Genomic DNA, 6,000 nt, shown 5'->3' with positions numbered 1-6,000 from the left:
CACACCTGCCCGATCCCCGAGATTGCACGCCTCGGCCGCACCCTCCGGCGGTGGACCGACGCGTTCCTGGCCTACTTCACCACCAACCGGTCATCGAACGGCGGCACCGAGGCGGTGAACGGGATCATCGAGCTCCACCGCCGCCTCGCCCGCGGCTACCGAAACCGGCACAACTACCGCCTCCGCATGCTCCTCGCCGCCGGCGGCCTCACCCCATGACCCCCACCGGAAGTCCGAAGAGCCTGCTTCGATCTTCGACCAGGAGACGTAGAGCGTGCAGGCAGCGAGGTGGCCTCCTATTGCGTCGAAGGCGAATTTCTGTGCTGCTGCGAACCGATCGGAGCGGTCAACGCGCGCGAAGGCGCCGAGAGCACGTGCAAGTCCCGGCAGTGCGTCGTCGCGTTGGGCGAGGACGAGACCGTCAACAAGTTCACGGGTTCCTGCGCCGGGGGTGTTCCCGATGAGCTGCTGATACCGCTCCTGGGGGAGCATCGGTGCGACCGCTTCCAGCGCCTCGCTCCAAATCGACCCGTAGAGGTGGCGTGGTATTTCGACGGTGTACGCCTTTGACACGTACTGCTCGCCCGCGTGCGCGTCGTCGAACACGATGATGTCTGCCTCAATCAGCTTCGGAGACGTGTTGAAGATCGAGCTGTAGGGGACCACGGCCGTAGCCTTCGCACGCTCGTACTTGCTTTGAGCCGACGGATCCCACTGCTTCCAAGACCCCGAGAGATCGACGACGTCGATACCTTCCTTCTCCGCTGCCGCTACGACTTGACGCACGAGCTGCTTGGTTGGGCAGACGAAGATGGCGCGCCCCTTACCCTCGCGGCGCCGCCAGTCCGCGATAAGAAGGCCGGTCAACGTCTTCCCCGTACCAGTCGGCAGTTCGATCGCAAGATCCCGGGCACCCACGCGCTTCTCGGCATACTCGCGCAGCAGATCGACCTGCTGCGGCCATAGCGTGTCTGAGTTTTCCCCCGTCTTCCGCAGTAGCGGGAACAGCTTCTCCGGAGTTTCAGCGCGCAACTGCGTATCCGAGCGCTTCTTGATCGCCATCGTTCCCCCTAATTCGTCGGTGCCCCTGGGCGGAGCGTTCGTGCGCGACTGAGACCACCGCTCGAACAGCGTTCACGGTCTGGAACACTTGCTCCATGAGCACTGACAAGGAAGTCGTACCCATACTGGTCACGCTAGGACATCTCGGCGACGACAGCCTGCAGCTGCGTTTCCCGTCGGAGCACAGCGACGAGATCCTGAAGCTTCTCGACGAGCACGGTATCGACCACAACACAGCCATGGAGCATTCCTATGATCCGACTGATTGGATCGAAGTAGTCAAGGTGCTCGGCATAGCTGCCGGCAGCGCCGGCGGCCTGCACGGTCTGGCGAAGGTGATTACGGCGTTCGTTCGTCGTCACGATGGCAAGCGATTCATATTCACGAAGGACGGCGAATCCGTAGACGCTCAGGGCTACTCCCAGCGGACGGTAGAGGCCATGCTCCAGAAGATGCCACAGGAGCAGGCAGATCTGGACGCCGCCACCCGACGCGCGATGGGTATCGACGACGCTTAGAGCGGCACGGCACCGCTCCGAGCAAGTGCCATGGCCGCCCAATGGGACATTGAACTTGCCATGAAGTTCGGGCCTGGTCGTCTGGTGCAGTGCTCAATCGCAGTGAGCTTGAGGGCGCGGCCCGACCGTCTCGAGGCCGGGCTTGCGGAGTGCATAGCATCGGTGGCATGCCGGCATCTCGCAATCGCATCTCTGCCATCACGCGTCGAAAGCTGTTCGATTCGATCGCGCTGTCAGGGTTGGGTTGGTCGGGCCGTCTCCAGGAGCCGGACTTCCTTGGGCGCCTCTACGATCTGAGCAGCTTGCCGAGCGCGGATACGCGGTATCGCGATGCGCATGGAGACATCTGGCAGCACCGCGTGAACAACTACGACTGGGACGACGACTGGGTCTTCTCGGACAGTCGGTTCAACCTCGCGCATGGTGATGACGATGTAGTTCTCGCGTTCCTCGCCGAGATCTTGCATCCCCTCGTTCGTTCCGACGAATCGGAGGTCGCGGCGCTCCTCAAGGGCTTCAACGAGGCGCTGGCCCGCGACGGGTATGAACTGTATGCCTCCGATTGGATTAGCGGGCACGCTGTCTATGGCTGGCGGCGACTCGACGCGTTTCACGGCTCAGCGCCCGAGTTGCGTCTGAGCGAGCGGCCGCTCACGGATCCTGCGGTGCTTCAGGAGCATCTCACTCGGATCCGGGCCGGGCTGGTGGCTGACCCGGCGGCGGCGATCTCCTCGTGCAAGAACCTGCTCGAGAGCCTGTTCAAGATCATCCTGGACCGCAGTGGCGTGAGTTACGGCGGCAACGACGACGTGCCGCGCCTGTATCGCAAGGTCGCCGAGCTGCTAGCTCTGAATGCGGAAGCCGTCCCCGAGTCGGCTCGCGCCAGCCAGACCTCTCAGCAGATCCTCCGAACGCTCGTGACGACTGTGAGCTCACTTGCCGAGCTGCGCAACGAGCTCGGAATCGGACATGGGCAATCGTCTCGCAGCGCAGCGCTTGCTCGCCATGCCCGTCTCGCTCTGAACGCAACCGTGACAATCGCGGAGTTCGTCCTCGATACGTGGCAGGCGCGCATCGAGTCTGGCGCGTTGGAGCTCCCCAGCTGACTTGCGACCGCTTCGATCACATCCGGCGGATATTAGCGAGTGCCTCATCGAGGGTGTGGAGCGCGTGGAGGACTTGGATCGAGCGGCTGAAGATCAGGCTCTCAAACATGGCGTCGTCGGTCTTGGGCATGACGGAGCGAGAGACGACCCAGGCGGCCCCTGATTCGATGCCGACGTCGTCTCTGAACATGTGTGCGGCGACCTCGTTGCGGATCTTCACGAGCGTCTCTTTGAAGGAGCGGTCATCGGCTATGTCCCGGACGCTTGCCTTGTAGGTGTTCTGCCCCGCGGTGAGCCCCTCGATGTCGATGAAGTCAGCGAACCGACCGGTCTGCGTGCGTGCAGTGCGTTGCAGGTCTCCCAGGACCCTGTAGACGCCTTCGATGCTCTCGCGCAGGACGAGGGCGAGGAGCTTCTCGGTCGTGACCCGCGCAGCGGGGTCTGCGGCCATGGCGCGCAGCAGCACGCGCATGTCGACGTCGATCTGGACGATGAAGAACCGAGCGGCCGCGTATGCCTTGACTACCGCAGCCTCGTCGCCGGCGCCAGCAACGCTCTCGACGTCACGCGCCCGGTGCTCGAGGGCCTCGACAGCGAGCGGGATGGTGCGGTCGAAGCCAGCGACGCTGTCGGCGTTGGATGGCGGCTGGCTGGGGCTGCTCATCGTCTCAGCGTGCCACCGAATCGGCGGGGCCGGTGGACGTCGATCGAAAGTCATCTTAAAGTTAAGGCATGAGTGGGTTGTTGGTGCATGGGCCGCGGATGATCGGGGCGCGTCGGCAGTTGTCTATCCCGCGGCGCGTGCTGGTGTCGGCGGGGATCGAGGTGCCGGGTCGGGTGCGGTTCGAGGTGGCCGAGGGGGTGGTGTGTGTGCGTCGCGCGGAGGAGGGTGAGGAGGGTGCTCAGATGGTGTCGAAGGTGGGCCAGCTTGTGACTCCGCCGTGGGTGATGCAGACTCTCGGGGTTGGTGTGGGCGGTGCGATCTATGCTCGGCCGCGGGCTGACGCCGTTGTGGAGGTCCTAGCCGGGTCTCGTCTGCAATTTGAGCTGGAGGGGGCAGCATGAGCATCTCGATCGTGCTGCAGACCCCTCGTCGGACTGCTGCCGATCGCGCGTGGGGTGAGCCCGGGCTGCGGGATGCCGCGGCCGCTCACGCGACTACGACGCTGCTGCCGGGCGCGGCGGTGTTGCCGTTGACGACGTTCCTGGACGCGAACGTGTATCCGGTGGTCGTCTGGGACCGGCGCGCGCTGTCGTTGCGGCTGACCCGGATGGATGGCCCGGCGGTGTCGACGGATGCCGTGCGTGACCTGCTGGATGCGGGGTGCCCGACGGTGCTGCGGGTCGCGGCGATGGTCGGGGTGGGCGCGCCGACGCCGACGAGGCGGGCGTTGCGGCCGCTGCGGTCACTGGCGAGGACGATCGGGATGTTTCCCGTGTTCCCGCGCCGGTCGCCGCTGGTCGCGGAGGAGTTCGACGCGCAGGGGACGGCGCTGGTGGTGTGTGACGAGTCGAGCGTCGAGGTGCATGTGGGCGGCGATGCCGGCGTGCGGGCGGGCTCGGCGTTGAGCCCGTTGTGGCGTCGGGTGTATGAGGAGCGGTTGTTCGAGTGGGCGATCCGGTCGGATGCGCTGCCGTGCGCGTTACCGGCCGTCGAGGGCCTTCACCCAGGAGTCGAGTGAGCGGGCAGGCGCCCAGCGGACGTCTTCCATCTCGACCTGGATCTCGGAGTGCAGGGTCTGGGCGTTCATCGCCTTCTCGCGGAACGACTTGAGGTTCTCCTCGCGGGTTCCGGAGAGCAGGTTCGCCGCGAACGTGGCGATCGAGCCGATGCTGTGTTCGGGTGCGGTGTGCTCGGTGACGTGGTCGAAGACCGCGCCGCCTTCGCAGATGTTGCAGTCGCACCAGAAGTAGTCGGCGGGGACCTGCGCGGCGACCAGCGGGAGCCGCTCGAGCAGGTGGTAGGACATCAGCCGCGGGACCAGCACGGAGGTGCCGGGGCTGCGGCCGCCGCCCTTGGAGGGCCAGATGTGGCGGAGGGTGCTGCTGGTGCCGACCGCGCCGAACCGGGCGCCGGCGGCGACCGCGGCGACGGCGGAGAGGTCGGTGCGCAGCAGCGCGATGCTCACCTGTGAGCCGAGCACGTGCAGCAGGCCGCGGACGGTGTCGACGGCGCCGAACGGGTCGGTGCTGTGGCCCAGGGCGAGGGCGACGGGGACGCCGGCGCGGTCGATCGCGGTGCGCAGCTGGTCGGCGGAGTTCTTCAGGATGAGGGACTCGATGGGCAGCATCGTCATCACAGTCCCGGAAGCCTGGCTCGCGATGTCTGCGCCGCGGCCGAGCGCGAGGTCGACCTGGGCGATGTTCTCGAGGCTGATGTAGCCGGTGTCGGTGAGCGCGACCGGCGCGCCGTGGTCGAGTTGCCAGGTGACCCATTCGAGGCTGAGCGGCGATGCCGGTCGTTCTCGGGCACGAGTTCTCGGGCACCATCACCGATGTCGGCGCGGGGGTCACAGATGTCGCCGTCGGCGACCGGGTCACAATCGAACCGATCTATCGCTGCGGCGAATGCCGAGCCTGTCGGTCCGGAGCATACAACCTGTGCAGCAAGATCGGCTTCCACGGCCTGATGGCCGACGGTGGCATGGCGGAGTACACGGTGGTACCCGTCGATCAGATCCACAAACTCCCCGACTCCGTCTCGCTCGAGCTCGGCGCTCTCGTCGAACCCATGGCCGTGGCCTACCACGCGGCCAAGCACGCGAAAGTGAACGATCAGAGCTCGGCGCTCATCTACGGCGGGGGGCCGATCGGAATCGGCATCTGGTTCGCCCTGCGCGGAATGGGCCTGACCGAGATCGATGTCATCGAGCCGTCGCCCGTTCGCCGGGCCGCACTAGAGAGGCTCGGCGGTCGCACGATCGATCCGCTGGCCGTGGACGTGCCCGCATTCATCGCCGACCGATCGAACGGCGACGGTGTGGACGCGGCGTTCGACGCGGCAGGAGTCGCGCCCGCCATCGAGTCGGCGCTCGCGTCGCTGGGGGAGCAGCGGCCCCTCATCAGCGTCGCGATCTACGACCACCCGATCCCGACCCCGCTGATCCAGCTCGTCCTGCGTGAACGGCGGATTCAGGGAACGATCTGCTACACCGCGGACGACTTCAAGGCTGTCATCGACCTCATGGCCGCAGGCCACTACGACACCACGGGTTGGGTCGAGACCATTCCTCTGACCGGACTCATCGAGCAGGGGTTCGACGAGCTGCGCGAAAGCCGCCGCATGAAGCTGCTGGTCGATCCGACCGCCTGAC

7 protein-coding genes and 1 pseudogene are annotated in these 6,000 nt (G+C 66.0%); 5 read left to right on the top strand and 3 right to left on the bottom strand.

The annotated features are described in order from the left end of the window. Positions 1-219, top strand: a 219-nt coding sequence (locus ACODR5_RS10615) for a transposase (protein ID WP_488983613.1), incomplete at its 5' end; no start/stop codon positions are given. 369 nt (positions 220-588) lie between these two features. Here the strand turns inward: ACODR5_RS10615 and ACODR5_RS10610 are convergent. Further along, a pseudogene (locus ACODR5_RS10610) lies at positions 589-1,062 on the bottom strand (DEAD/DEAH box helicase family protein); the annotation flags it as partial. Positions 1,063-1,157: 95 nt separating this feature from the next. Here ACODR5_RS10610 and ACODR5_RS10605 point away from each other — a divergent pair. Next, positions 1,158-1,580, top strand: a complete 423-nt coding sequence (locus ACODR5_RS10605) for a hypothetical protein (RefSeq protein ID WP_061682425.1) — start codon at positions 1,158-1,160, stop codon at positions 1,578-1,580. 167 nt (positions 1,581-1,747) lie between these two features. Beyond that, the gene (locus tag ACODR5_RS10600; protein WP_061682422.1) at positions 1,748-2,686 is read left to right on the top strand and encodes an abortive infection family protein; all 939 of its coding nucleotides are present in this window, start codon (positions 1,748-1,750) and stop codon (positions 2,684-2,686) included. Between the two features lie 16 nt (positions 2,687-2,702). On the opposite strand, the gene ACODR5_RS10595 is transcribed toward ACODR5_RS10600, so the two are convergent. Next, entirely contained in the window at positions 2,703-3,350 is a 648-nt protein-coding gene (locus ACODR5_RS10595; protein ID WP_061682420.1) for a hypothetical protein, read from the bottom strand. A 397-nt stretch (positions 3,351-3,747) separates the two neighbouring features. Here ACODR5_RS10595 and ACODR5_RS10590 point away from each other — a divergent pair, with 397 nt between their 5' ends. Further along, positions 3,748-4,368 (top strand): hypothetical protein, encoded by a 621-nt coding sequence (locus ACODR5_RS10590; protein ID WP_061682416.1) that lies wholly within the window; start codon positions 3,748-3,750, stop codon positions 4,366-4,368. Here the strand turns inward: ACODR5_RS10590 and ACODR5_RS10585 are convergent. Beyond that, a complete protein-coding gene (locus tag ACODR5_RS10585) occupies positions 4,330-4,983 on the bottom strand; it encodes a hypothetical protein (protein ID WP_488983612.1) in 654 nt (217 codons plus the stop codon). The genes ACODR5_RS10590 and ACODR5_RS10585 overlap by 39 nt on opposite strands. Positions 4,984-5,138: 155 nt before the next feature. Here ACODR5_RS10585 and ACODR5_RS10580 point away from each other — a divergent pair, with 155 nt between their 5' ends. Next, the gene (locus ACODR5_RS10580) at positions 5,139-5,999 is read left to right on the top strand and encodes an alcohol dehydrogenase catalytic domain-containing protein (protein WP_488983611.1); all 861 of its coding nucleotides are present in this window, start codon (positions 5,139-5,141) and stop codon (positions 5,997-5,999) included. Position 6,000: the final 1 nt, after the last annotated feature.

The organism is Microbacterium sp. FG3, from assembly GCF_057809335.1.
The sequence above is the reverse complement of the archived record's forward strand: the minus strand, read 5'-3'. Positions and strand labels throughout refer to the sequence as shown.

Bases quoted from the DNA above. Each gene is read 5' to 3' on its own strand.
- ACODR5_RS10585 (WP_488983612.1), bottom strand. From the start codon at position 4,983: ATGACGATGCTGCCCATCGAGTCCCTCATCCTGAAGAACTCCGCCGAC.
- ACODR5_RS10605 (WP_061682425.1), top strand. From the start codon at position 1,158: ATGAGCACTGACAAGGAAGTCGTACCCATACTGGTCACGCTAGGACAT.
- ACODR5_RS10580 (WP_488983611.1), top strand. From the start codon at position 5,139: ATGCCGGTCGTTCTCGGGCACGAGTTCTCGGGCACCATCACCGATGTC.
- ACODR5_RS10600 (WP_061682422.1), top strand. From the start codon at position 1,748: ATGCCGGCATCTCGCAATCGCATCTCTGCCATCACGCGTCGAAAGCTG.
- ACODR5_RS10595 (WP_061682420.1), bottom strand. From the start codon at position 3,350: ATGAGCAGCCCCAGCCAGCCGCCATCCAACGCCGACAGCGTCGCTGGC.
- ACODR5_RS10590 (WP_061682416.1), top strand. From the start codon at position 3,748: ATGAGCATCTCGATCGTGCTGCAGACCCCTCGTCGGACTGCTGCCGAT.